At 45.8% G+C, this 25,964-nt stretch carries 26 protein-coding genes and 1 pseudogene; 4 read left to right on the top strand and 23 right to left on the bottom strand.

The window, feature by feature from the left end:
• From H8R94_RS05455 to H8R94_RS05505, 12 genes and pseudogenes are all read right to left on the bottom strand, one after another.
• On the bottom strand, nt 1-1,662 hold the full coding sequence (locus H8R94_RS05455; protein WP_186854101.1) for a sensor histidine kinase: 1,662 nt from the start codon (nt 1,660-1,662) through the stop codon (nt 1-3).
• Nucleotide 1,663: 1 nt separating this feature from the next.
• The gene (locus H8R94_RS05460; RefSeq protein ID WP_186854102.1) at nt 1,664-2,335 is read right to left on the bottom strand and encodes a winged helix-turn-helix domain-containing protein; all 672 of its coding nucleotides are present in this window, start codon (nt 2,333-2,335) and stop codon (nt 1,664-1,666) included.
• 89 nt (nt 2,336-2,424) lie between these two features.
• Nucleotides 2,425-3,075, bottom strand: a complete 651-nt coding sequence (gene phoU / locus H8R94_RS05465) for a phosphate signaling complex protein PhoU (protein ID WP_186854103.1) — start codon at nt 3,073-3,075, stop codon at nt 2,425-2,427.
• A 9-nt stretch (nt 3,076-3,084) separates the two neighbouring features.
• Nucleotides 3,085-3,843 carry a phosphate ABC transporter ATP-binding protein PstB gene (pstB, locus tag H8R94_RS05470; protein WP_243238467.1) on the bottom strand — a complete coding sequence of 253 codons (759 nt, stop codon included), beginning with the start codon at nt 3,841-3,843 and terminating at the stop codon, nt 3,085-3,087.
• A 28-nt stretch (nt 3,844-3,871) separates the two neighbouring features.
• Nucleotides 3,872-4,714 (bottom strand): phosphate ABC transporter permease PstA, encoded by an 843-nt coding sequence (gene pstA, locus H8R94_RS05475; RefSeq protein ID WP_186854104.1) that lies wholly within the window; start codon nt 4,712-4,714, stop codon nt 3,872-3,874.
• 12 nt (nt 4,715-4,726) lie between these two features.
• Nucleotides 4,727-5,578, bottom strand: a complete 852-nt coding sequence (pstC, locus tag H8R94_RS05480) for a phosphate ABC transporter permease subunit PstC (protein ID WP_118280322.1) — start codon at nt 5,576-5,578, stop codon at nt 4,727-4,729.
• 38 nt (nt 5,579-5,616) lie between these two features.
• Entirely contained in the window at nt 5,617-6,519 is a 903-nt protein-coding gene (locus tag H8R94_RS05485) for a substrate-binding domain-containing protein (RefSeq protein WP_186854105.1), read from the bottom strand.
• Between the two features lie 310 nt (nt 6,520-6,829).
• A pseudogene (locus tag H8R94_RS12485) lies at nt 6,830-6,940 on the bottom strand (SulP family inorganic anion transporter); the annotation flags it as partial.
• Nucleotides 6,941-7,483: a hypothetical protein gene (locus tag H8R94_RS12360; RefSeq protein ID WP_243069488.1), complete on the bottom strand. Its 543-nt coding sequence runs from the start codon at nt 7,481-7,483 to the stop codon at nt 6,941-6,943.
• Nucleotides 7,484-7,497: 14 nt separating this feature from the next.
• A complete protein-coding gene (locus H8R94_RS05495) occupies nt 7,498-8,346 on the bottom strand; it encodes a hypothetical protein (protein WP_118280324.1) in 849 nt (282 codons plus the stop codon).
• 77 nt (nt 8,347-8,423) lie between these two features.
• Nucleotides 8,424-9,185: a response regulator gene (locus H8R94_RS05500; protein ID WP_118535146.1), complete on the bottom strand. Its 762-nt coding sequence runs from the start codon at nt 9,183-9,185 to the stop codon at nt 8,424-8,426.
• A 68-nt stretch (nt 9,186-9,253) separates the two neighbouring features.
• Nucleotides 9,254-10,096 carry a sugar phosphate isomerase/epimerase family protein gene (locus H8R94_RS05505; RefSeq protein WP_118280326.1) on the bottom strand — a complete coding sequence of 281 codons (843 nt, stop codon included), beginning with the start codon at nt 10,094-10,096 and terminating at the stop codon, nt 9,254-9,256.
• A 198-nt stretch (nt 10,097-10,294) separates the two neighbouring features.
• Here H8R94_RS05505 and H8R94_RS05510 point away from each other — a divergent pair, with 198 nt between their 5' ends.
• Both H8R94_RS05510 and H8R94_RS05515 read left to right on the top strand, forming a co-directional pair.
• On the top strand, nt 10,295-10,531 hold the full coding sequence (locus tag H8R94_RS05510) for a hypothetical protein (protein WP_118280327.1): 237 nt from the start codon (nt 10,295-10,297) through the stop codon (nt 10,529-10,531).
• A 2-nt stretch (nt 10,532-10,533) separates the two neighbouring features.
• Entirely contained in the window at nt 10,534-11,739 is a 1,206-nt protein-coding gene (locus H8R94_RS05515; RefSeq protein ID WP_118280328.1) for an AraC family transcriptional regulator, read from the top strand.
• Nucleotides 11,740-11,789: 50 nt separating this feature from the next.
• On the opposite strand, the gene H8R94_RS05520 is transcribed toward H8R94_RS05515, so the two are convergent.
• From H8R94_RS05520 to H8R94_RS05545, 6 genes are all read right to left on the bottom strand, one after another.
• Entirely contained in the window at nt 11,790-14,333 is a 2,544-nt protein-coding gene (locus H8R94_RS05520) for a family 78 glycoside hydrolase catalytic domain (RefSeq protein WP_118535144.1), read from the bottom strand.
• A 131-nt stretch (nt 14,334-14,464) separates the two neighbouring features.
• Nucleotides 14,465-15,316, bottom strand: coding sequence for a glycerophosphodiester phosphodiesterase family protein (locus tag H8R94_RS05525; protein ID WP_118535143.1), 852 nt, complete (start codon nt 15,314-15,316; stop codon nt 14,465-14,467).
• Nucleotides 15,317-15,431: 115 nt separating this feature from the next.
• A complete protein-coding gene (locus tag H8R94_RS05530; protein ID WP_118280331.1) occupies nt 15,432-16,583 on the bottom strand; it encodes a toxic anion resistance protein in 1,152 nt (383 codons plus the stop codon).
• Between the two features lie 31 nt (nt 16,584-16,614).
• Nucleotides 16,615-17,925: a 5-bromo-4-chloroindolyl phosphate hydrolysis family protein gene (locus H8R94_RS05535; RefSeq protein ID WP_186854106.1), complete on the bottom strand. Its 1,311-nt coding sequence runs from the start codon at nt 17,923-17,925 to the stop codon at nt 16,615-16,617.
• Between the two features lie 93 nt (nt 17,926-18,018).
• A complete protein-coding gene (locus H8R94_RS05540) occupies nt 18,019-19,209 on the bottom strand; it encodes a DUF4179 domain-containing protein (protein WP_186854107.1) in 1,191 nt (396 codons plus the stop codon).
• Nucleotides 19,210-19,243: 34 nt separating this feature from the next.
• The gene (locus H8R94_RS05545) at nt 19,244-19,753 is read right to left on the bottom strand and encodes an RNA polymerase sigma factor (RefSeq protein WP_186854108.1); all 510 of its coding nucleotides are present in this window, start codon (nt 19,751-19,753) and stop codon (nt 19,244-19,246) included.
• 203 nt (nt 19,754-19,956) lie between these two features.
• Here H8R94_RS05545 and H8R94_RS05550 point away from each other — a divergent pair, with 203 nt between their 5' ends.
• Both H8R94_RS05550 and H8R94_RS05555 read left to right on the top strand, forming a co-directional pair.
• A complete protein-coding gene (locus tag H8R94_RS05550; RefSeq protein WP_186854109.1) occupies nt 19,957-20,775 on the top strand; it encodes an SDR family NAD(P)-dependent oxidoreductase in 819 nt (272 codons plus the stop codon).
• 90 nt (nt 20,776-20,865) lie between these two features.
• Nucleotides 20,866-21,342, top strand: coding sequence for a COG2426 family protein (locus tag H8R94_RS05555; protein WP_186854110.1), 477 nt, complete (start codon nt 20,866-20,868; stop codon nt 21,340-21,342).
• Between the two features lie 107 nt (nt 21,343-21,449).
• Here the strand turns inward: H8R94_RS05555 and H8R94_RS05560 are convergent, their stop codons facing one another.
• The 5 genes from H8R94_RS05560 to H8R94_RS12145 all read right to left on the bottom strand — a co-directional run bounded on the left by H8R94_RS05560 (nt 21,450) and on the right by H8R94_RS12145 (nt 25,942).
• Nucleotides 21,450-22,184, bottom strand: coding sequence for an amino acid ABC transporter ATP-binding protein (locus H8R94_RS05560; RefSeq protein ID WP_186854111.1), 735 nt, complete (start codon nt 22,182-22,184; stop codon nt 21,450-21,452).
• Between the two features lie 19 nt (nt 22,185-22,203).
• The gene (locus tag H8R94_RS05565) at nt 22,204-22,884 is read right to left on the bottom strand and encodes an amino acid ABC transporter permease (protein ID WP_118280338.1); all 681 of its coding nucleotides are present in this window, start codon (nt 22,882-22,884) and stop codon (nt 22,204-22,206) included.
• Nucleotides 22,865-23,524, bottom strand: coding sequence for an amino acid ABC transporter permease (locus H8R94_RS05570; RefSeq protein WP_178010994.1), 660 nt, complete (start codon nt 23,522-23,524; stop codon nt 22,865-22,867). The genes H8R94_RS05565 and H8R94_RS05570 overlap by 20 nt, the downstream gene beginning before the upstream one ends.
• Nucleotides 23,525-23,564: 40 nt before the next feature.
• Nucleotides 23,565-24,455 (bottom strand): transporter substrate-binding domain-containing protein, encoded by an 891-nt coding sequence (locus H8R94_RS05575; RefSeq protein WP_186854112.1) that lies wholly within the window; start codon nt 24,453-24,455, stop codon nt 23,565-23,567.
• Between the two features lie 446 nt (nt 24,456-24,901).
• Entirely contained in the window at nt 24,902-25,942 is a 1,041-nt protein-coding gene (locus H8R94_RS12145) for a DUF3877 family protein (RefSeq protein ID WP_243238468.1), read from the bottom strand.
• Between the last annotated feature and the right edge of the window lie 22 nt (nt 25,943-25,964).

The raw sequence follows: 25,964 nt of genomic DNA on the forward strand, positions 1-25,964 counted from the left end.
TTAGGCAGGGAATACGATGGTGATCGTGGTTCCCTGATCCGGGGCGGAGTCCACACGGACTCTCGCTCCATGTAATTCTGCGCCGTGCTTTACAATGGAAAGTCCAAGACCCGTGCCGCCGGTCGCACGCGAATGGCTCTTATCCACGCGGTAAAATCTTTCAAAAATACGTTCCTGCTCTGCCAGTGGAATACCGATTCCCGTATCTGCCACGCTCCAGCAGATGCCTTCTTCTGTCTTTTCGGTCGTGATGACCACCGTTCCCTCATCTTTATTGTAATGAATGGCATTGTCACATACATTGTAAAGCATTTCATAAATGATCTGCGGCATGCCACTGATAGACAAACGCTTGCCCTGATAAGAAATGGAGATATGCCGTTTCTTTGCCGCAGGCTGTAAAGTCTCAATGATCTCCTTGCTCATCTCAAACAGATCAATCGTCTCTTTTTCCAGTTCCAGATTTTCATCATCCAGTTTTGACAGGCGGATGATGTCCTGTACCAGTGTTGTCAGGCGGGCTGCCTCCTGATAGATCCTACCGGCAAATTTCTTCTGATCTTCCGGCCGCACGATCCCATCCTTTAAAAGTTCCGCATAGCCGGAGATCGACATAAGGGGTGTCTTTAATTCGTGAGATACATTTGCCGAAAACTCCTGCCGCATATTCTCCAACTGCTTTTTCTGGGTCACATCCATAATGAAGATGACAACACCGGTATTTGTGCCGTCCTGAATGACCGGATTTCCATGCAGTTCATAGGTCACATCATCAATGGTCATATGTTTGACCATGTCTTTTCCGGCAAGCGCGCCGTCCACCACTTCCTTCAACTTCTGGTTGCGGTTTACGACAATGATATTCTGTCCCATACACTCTTCCGGTTTGATCTCAAAAATACGCTGGGCTGCCCGGTTGATGGAAAGCACATGGTGACGGTTGGTCACGATCAGACCATCCTTCATATTTTCCGTAATGGCTACATATTCCTGCTGCTGCTTGTTGCGCTCCTGCACCTGTTCTTTCAAGGCTTCGTTCTGGTCTGCGATACGACGCAGAAAAGGCACCAGTTCATCATAGGCGACATTTTCCAGCGGATGATCCAGGTCGATTGCCTCCAAAGGCTCCATCATGCGCTTTGTCGTCCGGTCGATCAGATAAAAACTCAGGATCAGCAGTAAGACCAATGGCAGCAGCAACATGAAAACGCCCGGAAAAAGGGTCCCATAGACGCTGTCGATCGTATCCCCCACGCGCAGGATCTGTCCATTATCCAGACGAACGGCTGCATAGTAACTGCGCTTGGCATAAGTCGTCGAGTAGCGGCTGGCACTCCCCCTGCCCTCTTTCATCGCCTGGGCTATCTCCGGTCGGGATGCGTGATTTTCCATCTCTGCTGCATCCTCATAAGAGTCATACAAGACATTGCCGACGGCATCGACTAAGGTAATGCGCCCGGTCACACCATCTGCCAGACCTGTTTCAAGGGAAGTTCCTCCCAGTTCATCCACAGCCTTTGCCAGATAATCCACCTCGTTATCCACGCGCTCCGTCATATTTTCTTCTAATTTGTTATACATAAAGAAAAAAGCAGTGACAAAGGTAACAAGGATCGCCAATGTCACCAGAATTGCCGTGCTTCTAAAAATGCGTTTTCTCATATCATTCCCCTATCCGATAGCCAATCCCGCGGACGGTTGTCACATAGTCTCCTGCCGATCCTAACTTTTGCCGCAGGGATCTGACATGGACATCCACAGTACGCGTTTCGCCGTCAAAATCATAACCCCAGATACTGTTTAATAACTGATCTCTGGTCAGTACCACGCCCTGATTGCGGATCAGATGGGACAAAAGATCATATTCTTTCTTGGTCAGTTCCACTTCCCGATCTTTCACAAAGACCTTGTGGGACGCATTGCAGACCCGGATATCCTCATAGACCAGATCATCCCCTGCATCTTCCTTTTTGGTGCGGCGCAAGACCGCCTTGATGCGCGATACCATTTCCATCATGCCAAAAGGCTTTGCTATGTAATCATCTGCCCCGCTGTCAAGCCCCAGGACCTTATCGTATTCGCTTCCCTTTGCGGTCACCATGATAACCGGGATATCCCTGGTCTTGCCATCAGTTTTTAAGCGATGTAAGATTTCCAGACCATTCTCTCCCGGCAGCATGATATCCAAAAGGATCAACTCCGGTCTGACATCTTTTCGCAGTTCCTGCCAAAGAGCCGCCCCCTCCGAAAAACATTTGATCTCAAATCCATTTGCCAGCAGTGCATACTCAACCAGTTCCCGGATATTCTTTTCATCTTCTACATAATAAATCATATGATCTTCTCCATGATCTCCAACTCGCGTTTCCTGTGTCTCATATCACTATCATAGTATTGCACCGCGGGCGATCTTGCAAATAAAATTTATAAAATATCTGCATCCTTGTGGGTTCCTGTGATAGAAAATTCAACCCATTCTGCAATGTTGGTCGCATGGTCACCAATACGCTCAAAGTATTTTGCGATCATAAGAAGATCCAGACTGCTCATCGGATCCCCGGCTTCTACCATATCGTCTGCGATCTCCTGACGGACTTCCAGGAAAAGATCGTCGACTTCATCATCTCGGGCAATGACCTCATGCACCAGTTCCAAGTCTTGCTTAACATAGGCGTCAATGCTCTCCGTTACCATGGCTATGGTCGTTTCTGCCATTTTTGCCAGTTTTACATCATTTGTCGGTACACTAAAGTCTGTCGTTTCAATAATCTCCGCAATATCGGATGCCTGGTCGCCGATACGCTCCATGTCCGTGATCATCTTTAAGGCTGCGGAAACCTTGCGCAGGTCTTTCGCTACCGGCTGCTGCTGCAAGAGAAGTTTTAAACAAAGGCTCTCCACCAGACGCTCCTGTTCGTCAATATTGCTGTCCTCCTTGCGGATCTCCCTTGCCACTTTTGCATCCCCGGACTGCAAGAGTTTTGAGGTCTTGCGGATCACATCCTCACACATACTTCCCATTTCGATCAGTTCTACGTGCAGTTCTTCCAACTGTCTGTCAAATCGATTTCTCATACTTCCTCCTTAACCAAATCTACCTGTAATATAGTCCTCTGTCTTTTTCTCCTTCGGCATAGAGAAGATCTGCTCCGTCTCTCCGTATTCAATGACTTCTCCAAGTAAGAAAAAGGCTGTTTTATCCGATACGCGCACTGCCTGCTGCATGTTGTGCGTTACCATGATGATGGTAAAATCTTTTTTCAGTTCGATCACCAGATCTTCAATCTTGGACGTAGAAATAGGATCCAGTGCAGAAGTCGGCTCATCCATAAGCAGGACTTCCGGCTTGACGGCAAGTGCTCTTGCGATGCAGAGTCTTTGCTGCTGCCCGCCGGACAAGCCCAGTGCGCTCTTTTTCAGCCGGTCCTTGACCTCATCCCAGATCGCCGCCTGGCGCAGAGAGGTCTCCACGATCTCATCCAACTGCGCCTTGCTGTGCACTCCATGGGTACGCGGTCCGTAGGCAATGTTGTCATAGACGCTCATCGGGAAAGGATTCGGCTTCTGGAACACCATGCCGACACGCTTGCGCAGAAGGTTGACGTCCATATCACCATAAATATTTTCTTCATCTAATCTCAACTGCCCGGTGATCTTGCAACCCTCTACCAGATCGTTCATACGGTTGATAGATTTTAATAAAGTAGACTTACCACAGCCACTTGGTCCGATAAAGGCAGAGATTTCTTTTTCCGGCAATTCCATGTTAATGCCTTTTAGGGCATGGAAATCGCCATAATATAAATTCAGATCCTGAATGGAAATTTTTGCTTTGTTCTCCATATGTTTTATTGACTCCTTTTTATCTTTCTCACACTTTTGAAACTTTTTTTGCAATGCCATCGGATATGGCATTGATCAATACAACAAGAATCAGTAGGACAAGCGCTGTCGCATATGCCTCATCCATGTGCAGACCTTCACGCGAAAGGCTATACATATGCACAGCAAGGGTTCGCCCGGACTTTGTCAGATCGGTCGCCGTCTGTGCCACGGTTCCTGAAGTATAGATCAGGGCAGCTGTCTCTCCGACAATTCGCCCAATGGAAAGAATGACACCGGATAAAATGCCCGGTACGGCTGCCGGCAGGATGATCCGAAAGATGGTTCGCAGTTTTCCTGCGCCCAGTCCAAAACTGGCTTCCCGATACATATCCGGCACGGCAATAAGGGCTTCTTCAGTCGTACGAATAACAAGTGGCAAGATCATAATAACTAAAGTCAATGCCCCGGACCACATAGAGTATCCCCAATGCAAATAGGTTGCAAAGAAAAGAAGACCAAACAGACCATAAATAATGGATGGGATACCCGATAGGGTCTCCGCGGTCATGCGGATGACTTTTACCAATTTGCTGCCGCGCTTTGCATATTCCACCAGATAGATGGCTGCAAAAATCCCAAACGGCACGGCGATCACGAGGGATAATCCTGTCATAATGAGGGTATTGATGATTGCCGGCATCATGGAAACATTGTCCGAAGTATATTCCCATGCAAAAAGATCTAATGACAGATGGGGAGCCCCCTTTGCCACGATAAAAATAATGATATAGAGCAAGACGCCCATGGTAATTGCTGCGGATAATAAGATGAAGATCCGAAGCAAAAACGACAGGGGATGCTTTAATGCTGTTTTTAAATTTTGTTTCATTGCCTTGCCTCCTTACTTTGCGTCCTGACGTTTGAGTGCCGCCACGCATAAGTTGATCAAAAGAATAAATACAAATAAGACAACGCCGGTCGCGATCAGGGCTTCCCTATGCAGATCTGCCGCATAGCCCATTTCCAATACGATATTGGAGGTCAGGGTTCTCACACCTCGTGTGATGCCCTTTGGCATACGTGCCTGATTGCCCGCAACCATGACAACTGCCATCGTCTCTCCGATCGCCCTGCCGATGCCCAGCACGATACCTGCCACGATACCGGACTTTGCCGCCGGGATGACCGTAAGAAAAATGCTTCTCTCCTTGGTCGCACCCAGGGCAAGTGCTCCTTCATAATATGGTGTCGGAACACTGCGGATAGCGGCTTCACAGACGCTGACAATGGTCGGCAGGATCATGATGCCAAGTAAGATGGATGCTGTCAGCATGGTAGAGCCATCGTGTCCGGTCAAGTCCTGCATGAGTGGCACGATACATACCAGTCCGAAGAAGCCATAGACTACGGATGGCACGCCTGCCATCAGATTGACTGCCGCCTTACAGATACCGTAGATCTTTTTCGGACAATAATGCGCCATAAAAACAGCCGTACAGAGTCCGATCGGCACACCGATGATAATGGCTCCGGCTGTCACATAGATACTGCCCATGATCATAGGCAATATACCAAATATATTATTTGAAGGTTTCCATATCACGCCGGTTAAGAACTTGCCAAGTCCGATCTTTCCCATCGCCGGAAGTCCGTTAGCGAATAAAAAGATACAAATCAAGGCAACGGCTAACACCGAAGTGCAAGCCGCTATGAAAAAGATGACCTTCATTATCTGTTCTTTCAAATGTTTCATGTTCTGACCTTTCTCATTTCCTTGAATATCGGGATTTTCTATTTCACTTCATCCCATGTAAGAATCTCACCGGTGTAGATCTGCTTTACCTGATCAGATGTTAAATCTGTGATTCCACTTTCGTTGTTTACGATAACTGCGATTCCGTCTTTTGCGATCTCTGTTGCTACAAGTCCTGCCTCAGTTTCAGAATCTTTTAGTTCTCTGGATGCCATACCGATGTCACACAAGCCGTCGATCGTTGACTGCATACCGGTTGAAGAATCACTTTCCTGTACCTCGATCTCAACGTTTGCATTGACCTTGCCATAAGCCTCTACTAATTTTTCCATAACCGGTGTTACAGAAGATGATCCAGCGATCACGAGTTTTCCGGATGCATTGTTGGATGTAAATTCCTTACCCTCGCCTACGCTGATGTAGCCATTTTCTGTGATGATCTGCTGTCCGTCTTTGCTCAAGATATAGTTTACGAAATCCTGTGCTGCATCACTTAAGTCCTCGCCCTTGGTTGCAATGTTGAATGGACGGGCAATCTTGTATGTACCGTTGGAAACGTTGTCTGCGGTCGCCTCAACGCCATCGATCTTTACAGCTGTTACCGTGTCATTTAAAGAACCCAGTGAAATATATCCAAGAGAATTTACATCTCCTGCAACAGTTGTCATCATAACAGAGGTAGAGTTTGTGATCTTTGCATCCTCGGTTGTCATGTCAACCTTGTTGCCGTCTGCATCCTTTTCCTCGATACCGAAGAGTTCTACGAATGCACCTCTTGTACCGGATCCATCTTCACGAGAAAGAATGGTGATATCCCCGGATGCTCCTGTCTGATCTGCGCTATCGGCTGTATTGTCATTTCCTTTACTTCCGCATCCTACCATGGTACCCAGTGCTAATGTTACAACAAGAAGTGTTGCGGCGATTTCCTTCAATTTCATTTTTGATCTCCTTTTCGTCTGATAGACTTTTTTCTTTTCATTTTCTTTACAGGATCTATCATAAGGTGCTTTTGTAAAATGAAAGGTATGGTCTCTGTAAAAATTGTGTTAAAAAAAGACCCATGTCATCCGTTTTCCAACGACATAGGTCCTATGATATATCTCTATTCTATTTGGCTGCAATCCGCTCTGCCAGAGCCAGTGCATCATCAATATGCTTGCAGAAATATTCCTTGCCGATGCGCTTGTCAAATCCTGCCTTTTCCATCATATGCATAGGCTGTTCATTAGTGTGCGATAAAATCAGGCGAATTCCCTTTTCCGGTGTCACACCGGAAGCCAGTGCCAAGGTAATCGACAGGGGCAGAGCGATAATCGCCACAATAATACCCGAGATCACATCCTTGAAAAACTGTGGTCTTTATTCCTGTGTTTTCATCTCTTCTGTTGGTACTTTCAAATTAAATTCTACGCCATTCTTCTCATCATAGTAATCATCACTCGTCTCATAACAGATAACTTTTACCTGATCTACGCCATCCTTGATCAGATAAATCTTACGGGCAATGCCAGTCGTACCGGATGGGATCACGTCTTCATAGGAATAGGCGAAATCGCTGTCATCTGTTTCGTAAAAACTGTCCACATCCTCCCAGTCTTCCGCTACCAGTTGCATGGGCACCTCATAATCCGTTCCCATCTCATACCTGCCATTGTTATACACCGGCAGATCGATCGCATAATAAGAATATCCACTTGTCGCATTGTCCTTGTAGGTCTTGCCCAGATAGGCAATCGTCGGTTCCCCATCCAGAACTGCTCGGCTGCTGGTAGAGACTCCGCTCAGACTATATTGTACGGAATCAATAAAATCCATTAAAGTGCTGCCGAAAGTACTGATTGCAATGATAAGAATCACCACCAGAAGGACGATGATCTTTTTATTCTGCTTTCCTGTCTCCATGTCATCCCCTCCTCTTACTCTGTCACATCCAAATGCAACGGCACGCTCACATACTTTTGAATTTCTCCGCTGTCTGTATCTGCAATACTATAAAAAAATGCAATATTTTCTGCCTCCTTTGGTACAAAGAAAAAGACATATCCTGCATGCGCACCGGATCCCATGAAATCATACGGACTGATTGACTGACGATTGCCGATCAGATCATCATATCCACCCTTATCAAATTGGTATGTCCCCACTTCTGACCTAAAACTTCCATCATATGAAATATAAAAATCATCTACCGGAGCATTTTCATAACTGTCGTAGTCTATGCTATCCACTTGATTGGATTCCAGACGCACTGCGATCAGGCGCTGCCCCTTTGGAAGACCTTCAACTGTATCTGCCTCAGCCAAAACCTCGGCACTTGCAACGGTCAAGGTGCGGCCATAATCTTTTTCCACCGTGTATGCCTGCCCTACTTTGCCTTTTGAAACAGCCACCTCCGTTACATCCTCTCGATGAGACGCCTTGTAATTATCCGTTCCCAGATATCCCACAACAATGTTTTTTACTATGGTAAACAAAAAGGATAAGGCAAGGAAAATCACGATCAATATCAGAAGATTCCGCTTTGCCTTTTTTTCCCTTGTTTCTTGTGCGTCCGGCACAGAGGCAGCAGTCTTTGTGATATCAACATCAGGGCTTTTTACCGCATCCTCCCTATCAGCCTCTGCCTGTGGCTCCTCATATATAAAATCCGCTTCTGGCGAAGTTTGACTTGTCTTATCCTCCGGCTTGTTGTAAGTTCCACACTTAGGACATATGCAATAATATTTTTCGCCATCAAAATTCTTACCGCAACTCAAGCATTTCATACTGATTTCCTTTCTCTCCTCTTTTTACAACGCAGAAAAAGGCTGTACTTCCTTTCGGGGAATACAGCCTGTCATATTTATAATAATTGTCCTAAGACCTCCAGGATCTTGTCTGCCTTTGGCGGTTTCAGGAAATATGCACTTGGGTTGAGATCCAAGACAGAACGGATATGCTCCGCATCTCCATGTCCGGTCAGAAAAACAACCGGTATATCCTTGGTCGCTTCCTTTGAGCGGATCAACTCCAAGGTCTCCTTACCGTCGCAATCCGGCATCTCATAATCCAAAACAACCAGATCCGGCTGGCGCTTATCGATCATGGTCAGTGCCTGCTGGCCGGAAGTGGCAAGTGTCACCTGATAACGTTCCTCTAACATCTGCTTCATGCTGCGAAGCATCATCGGACTGTCGTCCACCACCAAGACGATCTTTCGATCATCCTTGGATACGATCGAGCCATCCGGCAAGACCTCCGCATCAATGTCCACGCGTGCCATCAGCGCCTCCAAGACACCATTTTCCGCCATATCCTGCGGATCCACGTAAGATACCTGCCCTGACATATCATAAAGAGCATAGCGGCGATATGCCGCCTCACTGCCAATGATAACAACAGGAGTCATCACATATTTTTCTGCTAAGATCTGGAAAAATTCCAGATGACCGTCCGTAAATCCCTCGACATTTACCAACACCAGATCCGGCTCATAAATGCCCATCATGCTCTCAGCGATCGTCACATTGTCCGAACATAACTGGATAGAGACAAACTTTGACAGTTCCTTTTGTATCTGCTTTGTCTGGTCATTAAAATGTCCAACGAATAAAACCTTTTTCATATATCCCCCACCTCACGAACTCATATAGATTTATTTTAACAACTTTTCGTGTGATAGGCAACTAAAGTTTAGACATTCTCATTCATGAACTTGGCACTCAACTGGAAGGACTTGATCGGAGATTTATCTACCCAATTCTTATGACTTTCCAGAACAACAGCATCCACACCATTTTCCTTCACAATATCGACCATGGTCTTTAAATCCATATTGCCGTAACCCAGTTCCATACTGTCTGAGGTCAGAATAGAGGAAGTCTTTCCCTCTACACGGCTGCCTCTGTCGTTGATGTGATACAACTTGATACGGCTTCCCAGACGCCGCATGAGTTCTACGGTATTAACACCTGCCTCTGTCGGCCAGTAAGAGTCAAACTCAAAATTAACGTATTCCGGATCCGTGTTTTCAATGATGCGATCATAAGCCGTCTGACCATCAATCTTACGGAACTCACAGTTGTGATTGTGATAAAGGAGTTCGATACCATCCGCCTTCAGACGTTTCCCGCAGGCATTCAGATCTGCGATCAGTCCATCCACAGCCTCTTTGTCAGAATAATCAAAATGATGCATTCCGGTGATAACGATATATTTTGTTCCATAGGATTTTGCCTCTGCGATGGCTTCCTCCGGAACACGTTTCAAAGTTCCCAGATCCTGATGGATGCTGACCACCTTTAAATTGGTATCAGCCAGAAGCGCATGCCAGTCCAGATTTCCACTCTTTCCCATCGGCATGCCTGCAAGACGTGTGATTGCGCGGATGGTAAGCGACATATGCTTTATCATATAACTACAGAGTTCAATGCCATCGTATCCTGCCTCTTCCATCAGGCGCAAAGTCTCTTTCGCCTTTGCCTCTGTACCGATCACGGTGCGCAACTGAAACTGCTGTATTGCTTTTATTGCCATATTCTTTTCCTCCAAAAATCTATAAATCTTTTTTTACCTATACAATTTTATCTGCCTCTTTACATTGTTTCGACCAGATTTTGTATTTCCTATCAGAAAATTCGTCATCTTTTCTTCACGTTTTTTCTGATCTGTGTTAAAATCATAATGATTTCATGTTGCACCTATGTGCATTCTTTTTGATAGGAGGATTTTATCATGAGAAAATTAAAAAAAGATACCGATTTAGCCAAGTTTCTGATCGCAGTAAAAGCATGCAAAAACGACGTGTTTTTTGATTCTAATGAGGGAGATATCCTGAATCTTGCATCTACACTGAGTCAGTATGTTTTCTGCTCCATTGCAGGAAAAGAAAGTATATTGGAAAACGGCTCTGTCCGTTGTGTAAATGAGGAAGATTATAGCCTTCTGGCCGATTTTTTATGTGAGGACTAAGCATGACCAAGGACGAACAGATCAAGTCCTATATGGATTTGCTCTTACATACCAACAATCTCTTTGGCTGGATCTATGATGAGCATATGCAGATGCTTTTTACCACCTATCCCGGGGATGACTATCAGGGTTTTGATGCTTTGTTCCAACTGCAGGTTCCCCCTGCATTAAACGGTGGATTGCCCTCCCATCCTCGCTTTATCTATTCCTTTTTCAACCTTGCCTGGCTGATTGACTTTGAGATTGTTGACAACCAATTAAAAAAATTCTATGTCTTAGGGCCAACCTTTACCGGAGAAAATTCCTACAACGAACTGGTAAAGGCTATGGATCAGCGCAACCTGTCCATCAAGACAAAGGCAAACGTCTCCAAACTGCTGACCTCTCTTCCCATTGTTGCAAGCAATGTCATGATGAGTTATGCTAGTCAATTGCACTATCTGATCAGCGGAACAGCCATTGATATAAACACCATCGAGAGCGTACAGAACAAAGGAAACTACGAAAATCCTTCCATTGTTCCATCATCGCAACAGCATCACGGCATCTGGGCCTCCGAGCAGGAATTTTTGCGTCTTTTCAAGGATGGAAACCCGGACTATAGCAAGGCTCTGCAGAACTCATCTCATCTGAGTAATGGGGTCAAGCACAATCCCAAAAACAGTCTACGTGCCGCCAAAAACAATGCCTTTGTGCTTTTGACCCTGATCTCGCGCGCCGCGATTGAGGGTGGTGTCTCTCCAAACGTAGCCTATGATCTTTGTGACTTTTACGGGCAGCGCATTGAAGACTCCGTTTCTCTGGATGATAACGGTACTGTTATAGAAGAAATGCAAACAGTCTATTTCCAGAAAGTTTGCGAAGCCAAACACACCGACGGCATCTCACCGATCGTCAAAAACTGTTGTGATTATATCGGCGTGCATATCAATGAGAAACTTTCCATTGGTGATCTGGCAGAGCGCGCCGGTTATTCCGAATACTATTTTTCCCGCAAGTTCAAGCAGGAAATGGGCTGTACCATTACCGAGTACATCATGCGTGAAAAGATTGAACGCGCCAAGGTGCTCCTCAGTACGACCAATATGAGCATTTTGGATATCAGTATTGAATTATCCTTTAATTCCAGATCTTATTTTTCGGACTCTTTCCAAAAGATTGCCGGAATCGCACCGGGTGAATACCGTAAACAAAACATAAGGCTGTAGCAAAACGCTACAGCCTTTTTATCATTTCTCTATACTCTTGTGAAGCAATCCTACTTTGATACAATCTCATGTTTTCCTGCTTCCAAGGTCACTTTCTGCCCGTCCTCTAAGTAGACCTCCGCTGTCACGTTCGCCGGGATCTCGAAGGTGTAATGGATGTTATCTCCCTCATACTTCCAAGCACTGACGATCTTTCCAACCGGAGAGACATACTCCGCATGCGCATACCCCAAGGATGCATCCGGGTATGGATGGATAGTAACATGCTTATTCTCTAAGTGGATACCGCAGACACCACCAAAGAGCCAGCCACAGATCGCACCATAGGAATAATGGTTCAAAGAAGCATGCACTTCCCCTTTTTCGTTGATACCATCCCATGTCTCCCAGACGGTATTGGCACCCTTTTTCACCTCATAAAGCCAACTTGGTGCCGTATCCTGCAAGAGCAGACGATAAGCCGTGTCGGTATGTCCGTTTTCCGCCAAGACCTGACAAAGGAATGGCGTACTAAGGAAGCCGGTGTTCAAATGATAATCATTCTTTACTACAAGAGCATTCAGGTCTTCGACTGCCTGCTTCTTGTCTTCCTCCGTCAAAAGATCAAAGGCAATGGCTCTGACATATGGTGCCTGACGCTCACCTATGATCTTACCATTCTCTGTTGCCGCATCACGAAAAGCAAGGGTCGCTTTCTCGGAAACTTCTGCGTAATGCTTTGCCTCGTCCTCATGCCCTAAGATCTGTGCGATCTCGGATAACATTTTACCGGAATGTGCAAAATATGCAGTAGCAGAGTCAACCGGTGTCTTTCCCATCAAGGAAGCAGAGTCTACGCCCGGCTCACACCACTCGCCATAGTCGATACCTGTCTCGATCGTATAATCGCGATATGGGCTCTTTTTCTTAAAGATCTTCTTGATGTCCTTTTTCTTGGCACGATCTTCAAGGAAAGCGTACCACTTTTTCATCATATCGTAATTTTCTTCCAAAATACGCACATCATCATAACGCTTGTAAAGAGCATATGGCACGATGATACAAGCATCGCCCCAGCCTGTCGAACCTGACAAAAGTCCTGAGAAGAAACTTGGCTTACTGTTCAGCGGTGCAATGTTTGCAATCTTTCCGTCATCGTACTGCATAAGGCGGCACTCGCCCAGCCACTTGCGGAAGATACTGTAACAGTCCTCAAGGAAAATACCGGTATCTACGAATACGCCGGCATCCCCCGTCCATGCGGCACGCTCTCTGGTCGGACAATCCGTCGGCACATCACAGAAGTTGGACTTCTGGCTCCAGATACTGTTGTGCACCAACTGGTTGACATCTGCATTGCCACAGGAGAAATGTCCGATCTGCTCCATAGCGGAATACACGGCAATGGATTCAAAATGCGCGGTACTCAGGTCGATATCAGTCTCCACCTTAGCATACTGGAATCCCCAGATAGAAAACTTGGTATGATAGGTATTCGTTCCCTCTTTACAAATGAAGGTAACCTTCTGTTCGGTTCCGCCGCCCTTATGACGCTTGCGATCCTGAAAATTCTCTGCCGTAAAGTTGCCGTTCTCATCCAGTGCCTCGCCGTGTGTCAGGACAAGACGATCGCCTTCATGCGCCTCTAAGGTAAAGCAGATATAACCTGCCAAATTCTGTCCGTAATCGATCACGGTCTCGCCATTTGGAGTTGTCATGATCTTTCCTTCAAAATGCTCATGTTCCTGCACCGGGACACTGTTTGTCGCCTTAAATAGACTATTGTCTGCATCCACTACACTTACGCCATGCCAATCCGTAATGTCTTCCTTATTTGCATCATAGACCTCGCCCATCTGCATATCTGCCTGACGAAGCGGTCCTGCCTGGGAAACCTCCCATGTCTCATCCGAAATACAGATGACCTGTCCGGCATTTTCCAACTGGAAGAAAAAGGCAAGTTCGGTACCGAAAAGATTTCTGTCTCCATCAACGCCGGAATAACTGCGATACCAGCCATCTGCCACTTCTGCTGTAATGGTATTTTCTCCGTTTTCCAAAAGTTCTGTCACATCATAGGTCTGATATGGCATCTGCTTGTCATAAGAAGATGTTCCCGGAGCAAGGACAAAATCGCCCACTCGCTTGCCGTTAATCCTGACCTCATAAATACCATGTGCGCTGACATAGGCTCTTGCATCTTTGGCATTTCCGTCAAAAGTAAAGGTCTTGCGCAGATAAGATACCGGCTGCATCTCGTCCGTATTGATCTGTCCCTCCGGGTTGATCCATTTTGCCACAAACTGATCTGCCTTGATAATCCCCATCTCAAAATGAGCATCCTGACTCCACTCGCCGCAGACATCCTTTTCGTCCCACAGGCGCACATGCCAGACAACCTGCTGCTTGCTTGCAAGATCTGCATCCAGCATGACATTCATGCTGTCACTTGCTACCTTGCCGCTGTTGTATATGACATCTTCACCGGTCTTTGCCTCGATCTCATAGGCAGTCTGATGAATACCATCCTGACAGATCCAGGAAAGACATGGCTTTTGCACATCAATCCCCAATGGATTTTCCATTTGTTCACAACGTAATCTGATTGCTTTCATACTTGTCTCCTTTTTTGCTTATCTCTAACGAAACTCGTCATTTTTCTGATACGATAAGTTTATTATAGGAGTCCACAAGTCCTGTGCTTTTAGATATTTTGTTTTTCTGTCGGAATATTGCTTATCTTTGCCTAATTTTTAAAGACCGGTCCGTCTTTTGGCAGGAAAGAGTCGAAAATAAAGATGTCGAAATCATCCTTACGATCTTCCAACTGCTGCTGGCTCTTGATCGTCCATGCCACTGCCGGTGCGTGATAGAGTTTGCGACATAAAGTACGCGACAGATCCTTATAATACTTATGATGGTAGGCAATAAAATCCGGGCTGATCAGGAAATTGACCAGCATATGATGGGTAATGCCATAAACAACCTTTGGCATGTCAGTCATGCCCTCCTTTATGTAGGAGTCGGATAAGATACCACGCACGATCTCCTTGCGATTGCGGCGATACCAGAGCACGGCTAAAGGGTGAAAAGACTCGACGCAGTAAAGCCCCTTATAGTCCTGTAACAGAGCATCTGCCATCTCGCATACCTTGGCGCTCATGCCAGGCACCTTGTATTCAATAATGAGCGGCACCTTGCCGTCAATCAGGCGCAGAACTTCCTCAAAGGTCGGAATGGTCTGATCAGACTTGCAGATATGATAGCCCTGCAACTCCTCAAAAGTCAGGTCGCGCACCTTGACATCTGCCCCACAGATACGCTTCAAGTCAAAATCATGGCATACGACCATGATCTCATCCTTGGTCAACTGCACATCCAGTTCGATCCCGTATCCGGCATCCACTGCTTTTTGAAAAGCATTCAGGGAATTTTCCGGTGCGTTGGTCTCATTGTCATGTAAACCACGGTGGGCATACAAGCGCCCTTGAAAAGGTGTAAAATCCGGACGGTTTATCATGCGCGGCATGATCATGAGTAAATAAAGTACAACAATAACTAAGATGATAATTCCTATCACTTTTAAAACAGTAAGCATCTTGTGTCCCTTCTTTCTTGTCATTTGTAAAAACTATGCCTGTTTTTTCGTTTTAGACAAACAAGAATGCCACGCGCAAAAAGTCTTGCGCATGGCATTTACATCCTATACTATATTATCCGCGAACTTCCAACATCTTGTTCTTGAGTTCGGTCTCCAGACGCTGCATTTCCTGCTCAGCCGCCTGTCTCTTTGCACGTCCATCCTCCTGAATCTTCATGACTTCATCAAAGGTTGAGATCAGGGTCTCATTGGTATGCTGTAAAGTCTCCATATCCACGATACCACGTTCGGACTCCTTGGCTGTCTCAACAGATGCAGTCTTTAAGAGGTCTGCATTCTTCTTGAGCAGTTCGTTGGTAACATCGGTTACTTCGCGTTGTGCCTTGGCTGCCTGATTGGAATGTTCGATACCAAGGGCAAGTACCATCTGGCTCTTCCAAAGAGGAATCGTGTTGACCAATGTTGACTGGATCTTTTCTGCCATCATGGTGTCATTGTTCTGTACCAAGCGGATCTGCGGTGCTGTCTGGATCGAGATCATACGAGTCAGTTCCAGATCATGCAGTTTCTTCTCGAAACGATCGCACATAGCCTCGATATCCTTGGCTGCTTGTGCATCCTCCGGCAGATTGCTTGCCTGTGCCTTTGCCTTGGCTTCTGCAAGTTCCCCATTTCTGACTTCTTCCAGTTTCTGCTTGCCGGCAATGATATACATGGATAATTCCTTGAAATAGGAAAGGTTGGCATCATACATCTTATCCAAAAGTGCAATATCCTTCATCAGTGTTACCTGATGCTTCTCCAATGCCTGACATACATTGTTGACATTGGTCTCTGTCTTGTCATACTTTGCCTTAAGTCCGGTCACTTTGTTGGCAGACTTTTTAAAGAGTCCTAAAATTCCCTTGTCCTCCTCTGTGATCTCAAAACTCTTGAGTTCCACGACCAGACCGGATAACATATCTCCGACTTCGCCCATGTCCTTGGTGCGTACATTTTTCAGTGCATTTTCGGAAAAATCAGCCATCTTCTTCTGGGTTCCTGCGCCATACTGTAAGATAGCCTGTGAGTTGTGCAGATCGATCTTCTGTGAAAAGTCCTCGACCATCTTCTTTTCTTCTGCTGTCAGATTGTTCTCGTTAAATGCAGAATCTGCCACAAGCTCTGTCTCCTCTGCGACTGTGCTCGGCAATTCCTGCGTGTCCGGTGTCTCTCCAAATGTCAGTGTAGGCGTTGTCGTAAAATCCTTAAATTCTTCTCCCATGTCTCTTCTCCTTGTCCTTTTTATTTATGATCTATTTCTTTGCTGAAAAATCGTCTTCTTTCAGACCTTCCTGCGCCAACATAGTGTTGAGCACCGAGATATCGGAAGAAATATCCCATGCACGGTCTGCAAATAAAGAGTCCAGCAATTTTTCAAATGCCACGTTCAATGAATCTACGGCATCTTCAATCTCATGCTTGGTCTTGGTCACATTCTCACCGGCTACCGGCTGTGCATCCAGTTCGCGGTAAGAGTCTAATAACTTCTCCGTCATCGGCAGATAGTATTCCATCATCTTGTGCAGATCTCCTGCCACCTCCGGATGGATCTTGACTTCTTCAAAAATACGCTGTACCAGTTGTTCCATCTTATCCAGTTTGCGGGAGATCTCCTCACCCGGAATGGCATCGTTGCACTCTCTGATATGGGCAACATAACGCTGTCCCTCCGCAATGAGTTTGCGACATTCTTCCGGCAACTTGTCTTCTTCTGCCTCTTTTGCTTTCTTCTCTGCCTGCTCTTTTTTGAAGTCCTCACGCGCCATCTGGTACTGCTCATAAGTACGGTCTGATAAGATCAGATATTTATTATCATAGTCCAGATGTGCCTGATAGAAAAGATGCTGTCCGATCATCTTCTCCAGATCCTTCATGGTATAGTCTACGGATTTGCCAACCTTTTTTGCCAGTTCCTCCACGGATATGTAAGCATGTTCCTCCAAACGATAGGTATATTTTGAAAAACGGCTGAGCATTTTAAACCTGTTGGTGCCACCGATCCCCAATGCCGTACCGCCGACTGCCATGGCAAGGAATAAGATCAGCGGTGCCAGGAAATAGGATCCGGCAACGCCAAATGCGAATGCCATCACGGCTGAAAAGAAAATACCAAGACCCATGAGGGGATAACCGATCGCCATCATCAGGACACAGGATGCCTTTGCCGGGCTCTTGTCATAAAGAGGAAGTCCCTGACTTGCTGCCATATCCGCGCGCTGACGTGCGCTCATGTCATTTGCCATCTGCGCCACACCGCCTGCCATCTGGGCTGCGGCTTGCCCAAAGGCTCTGCCCATGCCACCAGCCATGCGCCCCATATTGCCTGCCATACGTCCCATATCTCCAGCCATGCGTCCCATATCACCCGCCATACGATTTCTGTCATTTGCTCTTTGGGAGACATCGCGCATAGAGGAAGATACCCCTTTGCTAAATGAGTAGAGTGCGCCATTGACCATATCTCCGATGGAACCCGCCAAATCTCCAAAGTCTCCACTGTTGATCGCATCATTGACCGCATCTTTTAATTCTTCGCCCAAATCATCCCAATTATTATCTGCCATAAAAAGAACGCCTCCGCATACCATAAAAATCTAGTTTTATGATATACGAAAGCGCCTGAAATTGCAATGTTTGTAAAGACTTCCTTTTTTCTGTTATTGTAGCGGAATCACGAAGAAATCACTTTCTTCATAATGCGCCCCGCCATCGGCATCTGTCTTCGGATAATTCTTTTGTAAAAGGATTGCCTCCACCTGATCTGCTTCGATCACCCGATCCAAAGCAAACAGGCTTTCATAGGCAGTCTGACTGTCATCCGTATAGCCGTAATTTCCGCCATTTGCCAATGGGTATAAGAGACTGCCATCTTTTAATTTTACCCCAAAGAAGGTCGGTACCGCATTGTCTTCATTTGCCTCTCCCAGATCCGCCTTGCTATCCTTCTTGCTCAGATCATAGGTCAGATGAATAGAGATCGGGGAAATTTCAACTGAGTCTACCACAATACCGGTATCGCCGATCTTCTGGGCGGTCTGATAGGTCTTTGCCACATCCTTACCAGTCAGCGGAATGGTGAAATCCCATTCTCCATCCATCACATTGCTATACTCTGTCTTTTCAACGGTTCCCAGATTTTTAAAGGAAACTTTCAATTCCTTTCCCTTGATCGTATCTTCCGGATCATTCAACTGCAAGAGCATCTGATACGTAAGAGATCCATCCTCTGCCTTATAATGGCTTATGATACTGCCATCTGCATCTTCTTCCACAGGAGAACCGTCTGCATTCACTACAAATCCGTCTTCCCCTGCAATCAGTCCATCATAAAAACTACTGCTGGCATTGAATTCTTTGTTGTCTATCATGACGTCATCAAAACACGGCTCTTTTCCGTCCTCCAGATCATAACCTGTCACGGAAAACGTGATAAAGGCAACATACTTATCTACAATCATCTGCGTCGGTGTCACCGTCACGCCATTATTTGTCACCGCCATAGCCTTAAGGTTTGGCTCCTCCTCCACACTGGTTGCCAAGCCCTGATCGGTCAGTTTCGCCTGCTGCTCATCCGTCGCCTGCAAGAGTCCTTCCATGCCACGGCTCCAATAATGATGTGCTGCTGCCGCCACAGTGGTGCCTCCTACTGCCAGCAGACAGATGCATGCCACAGCAGCTGCCTTTTTATGCATTTTTTTCTTCTTTTGAAATGGTACAACTTTATGATTCTTTGGCATTTTCCTTTCTCCTTTCGCTCTGATCCTGCAAAAGGCTTCCTCGGCTTTTTTCTGTACCACCTCCGGCATTTCCACTTCTGCCGTAAAGATTTCTTCTATCTTTCTCTCCATTCCGGACTCCTTTCTTTTCACTCCATTGCTGCCCTTATCCATATTTGCGATAGTAGACCGCCAGTCGCTCTCTGCCTCTTTGCAGCCTTGTCTGTACGGTACTCTTTGGGAGTTTTAACATATCCGCGATCTCATCGATCCGATAGCCCTGACTGTAAAACAGGGTCATGATGATGCGGTATTTTTCATCCAAAGATTCCAGTGCCTCCCGAAATTCCCAATCACTTTTATCTTCTGTGATGGGCTCTGCGTATTCTTCCAGTTCCACGCAATTTCGCCTTTTCTTTCGGATGTCATAACATTTGTTGATCAAGATCCGCGTCAGCCATGTTTTAAAAAATTCCCGTTTTCGCAAGGTATGTATCTTCTCCCAGCAGGCAAGGATCGTATCTTGTATGGCATCTGCCGCATCCTCATCATTCATCAGGATCGCAAGTGCGACGCGGTACATATCCTGCATGTATAATTGCATCAATTCCGCGAATGCATCCGGGTCTCGTCCCTTTGCCTGGTCAATTAAATATCCATTTTCTATCTTTGACATTTCATAGTCCTTTCGCGCGCTTCTATAAAGCGTGTGCGAAGCGTCCTTCGTTTTCGCCTTACATATATTAGACAGCAGATTGCGGAAAAAATCTCATAATATAAAAAATCTGTTTAACATTTTTTAAACATAAAAGTTCTATGCTAGGGCATAGAAAGATAACAAACGGCATACCGCATGCCGTATTATAAGGAGAATTTATCATGAAAAAAGAAGTATGTGTGATCACCGGTGGGGGCAGTGGCATGGGACTGGCTGCTGCAAAATATATGCCTAAGGAAAAGATCATCCTTGTAACAGGGCGAACACTGGCAAAATTGGAACGTGCCGTAACAGAATTACAGGAAGCCGGATACGAAGCCTATGCCAAGACCTGCGACACCTCAGTTCGTTCTCAGGTGCAGGAGTTAGCAGCATATGCCGCCGAACTGGGCGAAATCAAAAATGTGATCCATGCCGCCGGGCTTTCCCCTGCCATGGCAGTTCCTGAGAAACTGCTCCGCGTCAATGCACTGGGCACCGTCTATATCAATCAGGAGTTTTCAAAATATATGAAAGCAGGTAGCGTGATCGTTGACATTTCCTCCAATTCCGCCTATATGATCCCGGGATTTCTGGCAAATAAAAAGACTTTCACTCTGGCTGATACCGACGAAGATCTCTTCTTAAAAAAATGTCTGAAACTACCTAAGATGCTAAAAGATGATTACAAGTCTTCCGGTCTGGCTTACGGTCTGTCCAAGAAATTCGTCATCTGGTATGCTGCCAAATGCGCTTTTGATTACGGATCAAAAGGCATCCGTGTCTGCTCTTTGAGTCCGGGACTAATTGCTACGGATATGGGAAATCTGGAAGCCAAAGAAGGCGGCTCACTCCTAGAAACGGCTGCAGAAAAACGCATGGGTACGCCGGAAGAACTCGGCTTTGCGATCGCTTCTGTTGCTGATGAACGTAACGGCTATCTTGCCGGTGTCGATGTATTAGTGGATGGTGGAAGCACGATCGGGCGTAATTATAGATAGATCTATGCTTCAAATCCAAGATAAAAACCATTGCAAACTTTCCTCTTATCATATATCATTTACATAGTTAAGCATTTTTAGGAGGATACAATGTTAAAAAGTTATCTGATCACATTTTTTATTTCCATGGTTCCGATCGTAGAACTCAGAGGCGCGATTCCCTATGGTACACTGTTATGTAACCCACCGGTTCCGCTTCTTCAGGCATACATTATCTCGATCATCGGTAATATGCTCCCGGTTCCGATCATTTTCTTCTTTGCAAGAAAGGTGCTGGAGTGGGGCGCAGATAAGCCGATCATCGGCGGCTTCTTTACCTGGTGTCTGAAAAAAGGCCACAAGGGTGGTGCAAAGTTACAGGCAAAAGCCGGACGCGGACTCTATGTTGCCCTGCTTTTGTTCGTAGGTATCCCACTTCCGGGCACAGGCGCATGGACAGGTACACTGGCAGCCTCTTTCCTTGATATGGATTTCAAGAAAAGCACGATCTCCGTTATGGGCGGCGTTCTTCTTGCCGGTATCATCATCGGAGCGCTCTCCGCAGTCGGAATTAACGTCCTGAAATAAAATCTTCATATGCAAAAAGAGTTACCGGTTCTAGTCAGATTCTTTCACAAGATATCTGCCAACCTGTAACTCTTTTTTATTGGCATACATAATATTTTATTTTCTTTTTAATCAAACTGGAAGACATTCAAAAACTGCTTTGCACGTTCCGTCTTTGGATTGATGAAAAATTCTTCCGGCGCTGCTTCTTCCAAGATCTTTCCCTGGTCGATAAATACAACTTTATCCGCAACTGCCTTGGCAAACTGCATCTCGTGTGTCACGATGATCATCGTCCTGCCCTGCTTTGCCAGATCCAGCATAACATCCAAGACCTCGCGTACCATTTCCGGATCCAGAGCCGCTGTCACCTCGTCAAAAAGCAGGATTTCCGGGTGCATACAGAGCGCACGCACAATGGCAACTCTCTGCTTTTGTCCACCGGACAACTGTCTTGGGTAACTGTTTGCCTTATCTTCCAAACCGACACGCTTGAGCAATTCTCTTGCTTCCGCCTGTACTTCTTCTTTCTTTCTTTTCTGCACCTTGATCGGTGCGATCGTGATATTGTCTAAAACACTCAAATGTGGAAAGAGATCGTAACTCTGGAACACCATGCCGATCTTTTGACGCAACTCTTCCAGATTGTCTTTTCCTACGGTCTTGCCCTCTAAGATGACCTGACCTCCCTGGATCGGTTCCAATGCATTGATGCAGCGCAGCAGGGTACTTTTTCCACAACCACTCGGTCCGACCACAACGACAACCTGCCCCTGTTCGATCTCTAAATTCACACCGTCCAAAATGCGGTTGCCCTCATATTCTTTTATCAGATCTTTTACCTGAAGTAATGTTTCTGCCACTTTACTTCCTCCTTTACGCCTAGGCTATGTTCCATTTTTTCTCAAGGTATCTCGCCAGCATACTGATCGGCCAGCACACCAAAAAGTACAAAATGAAAACGATCAAAAAGACACCAAATGCCGCATTCGGGCTGGTCATACGATTTGCTTCGATGATCTGCTGTGCCACTTTTAACATTTCCACAACACCGATCATCAGCACCAGACTGGTCGTCTTTATCATACGTGTGATCAGGTTAATCGACAAGGGGATCAAACGCTGGATCGTCTGCGGAATGATAATGTAAATATAGGTCTGACGTTTGGTAAGTCCCAAGGCTTCACTGCTTTCAAACTGATGCTTTGGAATACTGATGAGCGCCCCACGCACGAGGTCTCCCATCTCCGCCGTTCCCCACAGAACAAATACGATCACGGATGCAACCTCGCCGGATAAATTCCAGCCCAAGGCTCGTGTCGTACCGAAATATACAATAAATAACAAGACCAACTGTGGCATGATACGGATGATCTCCAGATAGACACGGAAAATTACTTTTACCACACGGTTTTTTACTGTCATCAGCGCACCAACCAAGACGCCCAGAGGCAGGCTGATCAAAATGGAAACCAGACTGATCTTCATTGCCACCCAAAGACCGGACAGGAGGCGCAACATATTGCTTCCCTTAAAAAGGACATCAATCCCCAAATCCAGCATAGCGCACTCTCCTTTCCAGCCAGGTTCCAAGCAAAGAAACCGGCAATAAGATGATCAGGTAGAATACTACCAAGAGGAAAAGGCTCTCTGTCGTCTTATAGTAAAGTCCGATCAGATCCTTTGCCGTAAACATGAGATCCATCAAACTGATGGCACTGAATACACTTGTCTCCTTTAATAAGAAGATAACATTTGCCACAAATGCCGGAATACTGACGGAAACTGCCTGTGGCAGAACGATATAACGCATAACCTGCGCACGGTTCATGCCAAGACTGAGGGCGCTTTCGCTCTGGATCTTTGCTACAGATTCCAGACCACTGCGGAAAGCCTCTGCCATATAAGATCCACCAAGGAATGCCAGACCAACGACACCGCAAGTCTCCGGCTGCATCATGATGCCGATCTTTGGAAAGCCATAATAAATAAAGAATAACTGCACCAAAAGCGGTGTATTTCGGCTGATCTCAATATAAACGGCTACGATCTGTCTTGCGACCGGCACCTTATGATACTGAATCATGGCACAGATCAGACCTAGCAGGATAGCGAATGCGATACCGATCAGACCGATCTTGACTGTCAGCACTGCCGCTCTTTCATACATTGGTAAATACTTTGTCATAAATGCTATATCCATGGTATCGCGTTCTCCTTTCCTGTATTTTTCAAATTCTTACTTACTCTGTTTTGCCACCTTCTACTACAAGGCTGTCTTCATAATCTGTTCCGTAAGTATCTACTAATGTCTCTTCGTAATCTTTGTGGAAGAAGTTTTCCTGTCCCAATGTCTCGATCTCGCTGTTGATCCACTCACGAAGGCTGTCATTTCCCTTTGTCACTGCAGGAGCGATCGTATCCTTGTTGCCAAGTTCAGAAATACCTACGGTATAACCCTTGTTCTGAAGTGCAAATGCGATAACTTCTGTGTTGTCATTTGCCCATGCAACAGATGTTCCGTTCTGGAAGGCTTCTTTTGCAGTTGCATAGGAATCAAATTTCTGTAATGGGATATCCGGATAATTCTCTGTCAGATATGTCTCAGCGGTTGTTCCTGAAATAACAATGATGGAATCATCTTTGTTCCAGTTATCCAGACTCTTAATCACATTGTCTTCTCTGGAAACAACACCAAGTGCTACATTCATGTATGGAAGTGCAAAATCAACTTCCTGTGCTCTTTCTTCGGTAACGGTAAAGTTGGCTAAGATAACGTCAACCTTGCCTGTCTGCAAATATTCGATACGGTTTGCAGCCTCTGTAGATACGAAATTGACTTTTACGCCAAGATCCTTTGCCAGACGGTTTGCAAAGTAAACATCATATCCCTGATACTCGCCGTTCTCATCCACATAACCAAATGGGTTTTTGTCGGAAAATACACCGATGTTGATAGTTCCATCTTCCTTGATCTCGTCTAAGGTACGATAACTTCCTGATGCTGCATCAGATCCGCTTGCTGTATCTGATTTTGCACTGTCGGAATTGGAACTTCCGCATGCTACCAATCCTACGGTCAGGATACCGGCTACTGCCACTGCTAATAATTTCTTTATTTTCAAATTCTTCATTTTAAGTTCTCCTTTTTGTAATTAGTAAATTTCTCTTTTATCTTCCTATATCTTATACTACGCACGATTTTTGGCCTTGTGACTTGTAACTTATCAGACTGTCTCAAGCGCCGGCGTATTTCCTCTCAAACCGAATTTGCAAAACCGCAAAAGTCTTACATCAAAATAGAGCAACAACAACAGTCGCATCTCTCCATTTCTGATTCTGCTTGAGAGTTCTGCATTCGTGCGTAGCACATACATCGCGTTGTTTTTTCATGTAACACTTTCATGTTTTTGCCTCCTTTTCTTTTCGATGTTTCCGATTATATCCCACTATTCCTATCGTGTCAATAGGAATAGTGGGAGAAAATTTAACTGCCCTTGTATTTGTGAAGATACAAGAGCAGTTATAAGAATTGCGTTGTGTTGTATAGAATTCAGATCATCAAATCTCAATTGATCATTTACGAAATCAGATCTGCATAGTCTTCTGGTGTAAAACGATGATAAATGATATGACAACCTTCCTCATGAAAACAATAATAATAAGGATCGTTCTCGCGGTCTTTGCAATGGATGGCATAATCAAAGTCTGCATCCTGCATATCCTGGATCTCAACCGCCTGACTATATTTGCTAAACAAAGTCAAGAGTTTCTCCCTACTGCAATCATGCGTCTGCACCAAAGCGACCAGTTCCTCTAAAAATCCGTCATCGTGCATATTCGCATGCACATATGCCACACCTTCTTCCGGGATCTCGATACAAAAGCGTCCCTGTTTGCTGCTGCAACGGACATTTCCCAGTGTCCGGGTCACCGTTTCCGGCAAGGCATGCAGGACATCCAGCATTTCTTCCTCGCTCATCTGCCTGCCAAAGAAATGGCAAAGGGATGTCAGGGGGAAATAGAGGCGGATGACCTCCCGCCGATAGCCCAGTTTGATCTGTTCTTCCCAGATAAAGTCCATGAGATTTTTTGCAAGGCGTTCATAGCCTGCTTGCATTTTTCCGGTATTGCTTTGCTTCACATCTTTTTCTCTCAATTGTTCTTCACCTGCCTTTACGTAATGCAAGGCATTTTCATGCTGGTGTTCTATTTCTTCTGCTGTCAACATCCGGTGTCGTTTTGCAGGACTTCCCAACACAAGACTCCCATCCGCCACCTGCATTCCCTGGGTAACCAATGCGCCGGCTCCCACCATACAATCCATACCAATGTGTGCTCCATTCAGAACAATTGCACCCATACCAATAATCGTATTATCCGCGATCGTGCAACCATGCAGAATGGCACCGTGTCCAATGGAAACATTTTCTCCGATTTCTACCGGGTACCCGTCTCCTGCATGTATGCAGACATTATCCTGCACATTGCTGTTCCGCCCGATCCTGATCGGTGCCGTATCCGCCCGAAGCGTCGCATTATGCCATATGCTGACACCCTCTGCCACCGATACATCGCCTGTCATAACCGAAGAATCTGCCTGATACCACTTTTTTTCCATTACCAGTCTCCTTTTGCAAAGG

Origin of the sequence: Roseburia lenta, assembly GCF_014287435.1 — a bacterium.
GTDB classification, from domain to species: domain Bacteria; phylum Bacillota; class Clostridia; order Lachnospirales; family Lachnospiraceae; genus Pararoseburia; species Pararoseburia lenta.

Coding starts and splice junctions, on each gene's coding strand:
- H8R94_RS05565 (WP_118280338.1), bottom strand. CDS start 22,884: ATGCTGGATTTGGGGATTGATGTCCTTTTTAAGGGAAGCAATATGTTG.
- H8R94_RS05545 (WP_186854108.1), bottom strand. CDS start 19,753: ATGTCAAAGATAGAAAATGGATATTTAATTGACCAGGCAAAGGGACGA.
- H8R94_RS05500 (WP_118535146.1), bottom strand. CDS start 9,185: ATGAAAAAGGTTTTATTCGTTGGACATTTTAATGACCAGACAAAGCAG.
- H8R94_RS05525 (WP_118535143.1), bottom strand. CDS start 15,316: ATGCTTACTGTTTTAAAAGTGATAGGAATTATCATCTTAGTTATTGTT.
- pstA (WP_186854104.1), bottom strand. CDS start 4,714: ATGAAACAAAATTTAAAAACAGCATTAAAGCATCCCCTGTCGTTTTTG.
- H8R94_RS05485 (WP_186854105.1), bottom strand. CDS start 6,519: ATGAAATTGAAGGAAATCGCCGCAACACTTCTTGTTGTAACATTAGCA.
- H8R94_RS05495 (WP_118280324.1), bottom strand. CDS start 8,346: ATGAAATGCTTGAGTTGCGGTAAGAATTTTGATGGCGAAAAATATTAT.
- H8R94_RS05555 (WP_186854110.1), top strand. CDS start 20,866: ATGTTAAAAAGTTATCTGATCACATTTTTTATTTCCATGGTTCCGATC.
- H8R94_RS05575 (WP_186854112.1), bottom strand. CDS start 24,455: ATGAAGAATTTGAAAATAAAGAAATTATTAGCAGTGGCAGTAGCCGGT.
- H8R94_RS05455 (WP_186854101.1), bottom strand. CDS start 1,662: ATGAGAAAACGCATTTTTAGAAGCACGGCAATTCTGGTGACATTGGCG.
- H8R94_RS05460 (WP_186854102.1), bottom strand. CDS start 2,335: ATGATTTATTATGTAGAAGATGAAAAGAATATCCGGGAACTGGTTGAG.
- H8R94_RS05540 (WP_186854107.1), bottom strand. CDS start 19,209: ATGGAGAGAAAGATAGAAGAAATCTTTACGGCAGAAGTGGAAATGCCG.
- H8R94_RS05530 (WP_118280331.1), bottom strand. CDS start 16,583: ATGGGAGAAGAATTTAAGGATTTTACGACAACGCCTACACTGACATTT.
- phoU (WP_186854103.1), bottom strand. CDS start 3,075: ATGAGAAATCGATTTGACAGACAGTTGGAAGAACTGCACGTAGAACTG.
- H8R94_RS05550 (WP_186854109.1), top strand. CDS start 19,957: ATGAAAAAAGAAGTATGTGTGATCACCGGTGGGGGCAGTGGCATGGGA.
- H8R94_RS05520 (WP_118535144.1), bottom strand. CDS start 14,333: ATGAAAGCAATCAGATTACGTTGTGAACAAATGGAAAATCCATTGGGG.
- H8R94_RS12360 (WP_243069488.1), bottom strand. CDS start 7,483: ATGGAGACAGGAAAGCAGAATAAAAAGATCATCGTCCTTCTGGTGGTG.
- H8R94_RS05510 (WP_118280327.1), top strand. CDS start 10,295: ATGAGAAAATTAAAAAAAGATACCGATTTAGCCAAGTTTCTGATCGCA.
- H8R94_RS05505 (WP_118280326.1), bottom strand. CDS start 10,096: ATGGCAATAAAAGCAATACAGCAGTTTCAGTTGCGCACCGTGATCGGT.
- H8R94_RS12145 (WP_243238468.1), bottom strand. CDS start 25,942: ATGGAAAAAAAGTGGTATCAGGCAGATTCTTCGGTTATGACAGGCGAT.
- H8R94_RS05515 (WP_118280328.1), top strand. CDS start 10,534: ATGACCAAGGACGAACAGATCAAGTCCTATATGGATTTGCTCTTACAT.
- pstC (WP_118280322.1), bottom strand. CDS start 5,578: ATGAAACATTTGAAAGAACAGATAATGAAGGTCATCTTTTTCATAGCG.
- H8R94_RS05570 (WP_178010994.1), bottom strand. CDS start 23,524: ATGGATATAGCATTTATGACAAAGTATTTACCAATGTATGAAAGAGCG.
- H8R94_RS05535 (WP_186854106.1), bottom strand. CDS start 17,925: ATGGCAGATAATAATTGGGATGATTTGGGCGAAGAATTAAAAGATGCG.
- pstB (WP_243238467.1), bottom strand. CDS start 3,843: ATGGAGAACAAAGCAAAAATTTCCATTCAGGATCTGAATTTATATTAT.